This window comes from Dietzia natronolimnaea, from assembly GCF_002289575.1.
In the GTDB taxonomy this organism is placed as follows: Bacteria; Actinomycetota; Actinomycetes; order Mycobacteriales; family Mycobacteriaceae; genus Dietzia; species Dietzia natronolimnaea_A.
In genome coordinates, this window is the sequence record NZ_NTGA01000079.1 from 1 (window position 1) to 1,313 (window position 1,313).

Here is a 1,313-nt window from a genome sequence, read left to right on the forward strand (position 1 = left end):
CGTGTTCGTGTGGCTGGTTCCGATCGCGTACGGGAGGCGTTCGACCGGCACACCGAGGCGATGAGCGCAGTTCGGATGGTCCGGCGCCGGAGCGGGTCCCCCTACCGGTCGAGCTCTCGCGAGCACGAACGCGGGGGGTGTCGCGACCCCCGCCAGGGTGCCTGCGTGGCCTCGGCGACCGGTGCGGAGATCACACGATCGCGCGGAGGGCTTGGGGCAGCCTGGTGACCCCATCTTCTGCCAGGAAGTGTCCCGCTCCCGGCACGACGACAGTCGACGTATCGAGAAGGTGCGCAAGGCGGTCCGTGAGTTCGACAGGGACGTGAGCGTCGTCGTCGGACCGCACGATGGTCAGGGAACCGATGTGGTCTCGGATTCCTTCCAGGTTCACCCCGCCGGCGATGAAGTCGTCAAGAGCGGGTAGCGCCGGCAAGGTGTCGACGAAGCCCGAGACGAGGACGAGTGTGCCCACCCGCCACGGGCCGGCCAGGGACGCGAGATGCCGAAGAACGGCAAGGCAACCCAGACTGTGGGCGACGACGACGATCTCCTCCCCGGGTGTGCCGAGCTCCCCGGCTACGGTTGTCACCCACTGGTCACTGGACGGGTCACTGGAGTTCGGAAAGGTGGCTATTCGCGTGGGGATCCCGGCGTCCGTGAGGCGTTTAGCAAGCCACTCGAACCAGTGATCGCGCGGAGATGCGGCGTAACCGTGGAAGATCACGGCACGCCTGTTCGTGGACGATGTCATGAAGGCACGCTAGACCTCATCGCGTCGCCGGGGGCGCTCTCCCAGCACCGGGCGTGATGGGGGCCGACCTGACTGAGCCGACGGAAAGGGCGCCGGAGTGAGTAAAGCTGGCGTGGATACCGGCGCGCCTCGAGCTGGCGCGGTAGCGCCCTGAGCGAGTCGGCTCACCGATAGGGATGCCAGTGAGGGTGCGAGGCGCCGACCGCGCCCCGTACGCGCACGCCACCGGGGCGGTCCGGACGAGACCTGTCCAGGACGGAGGCCGGGGCGTGATCACGCCATCCGCCGCGCTGACCAGGCGATTTGGTGTTCCGTTCGGGCGCGTGTAACTTTATCGGAGCCGCCAGGGAGCGGGGGTCGAGCCGAGAAGTTCGAGCCCAGGTTCCGGGCGGTGGCTTCATGCAAGGGGAGCGAGGAATCGGGTTGACCGATCAGCCTCGGTCCGCTAGAGTAGTCAAGCCCCTCCCAGTCGGGAGCGGCAAATTCACCCTGACGCTACGCGGTACAGATGCCGCATGGGGTTGGTGTGTGGGTGTTGTTTGAGAACTCAACAGTGTGTTTT

At 66.8% G+C, this 1,313-nt stretch carries 1 protein-coding gene; it reads right to left on the reverse strand.

What is annotated here, in order from left to right; translation table 11 throughout:
* Positions 1-190: 190 nt before the first annotated feature.
* A complete protein-coding gene (locus tag CEY15_RS17670; RefSeq protein ID WP_176475192.1) occupies positions 191-751 on the reverse strand; it encodes an RBBP9/YdeN family alpha/beta hydrolase in 561 nt (186 codons plus the stop codon).
* Positions 752-1,313 lie beyond the last annotated feature (562 nt).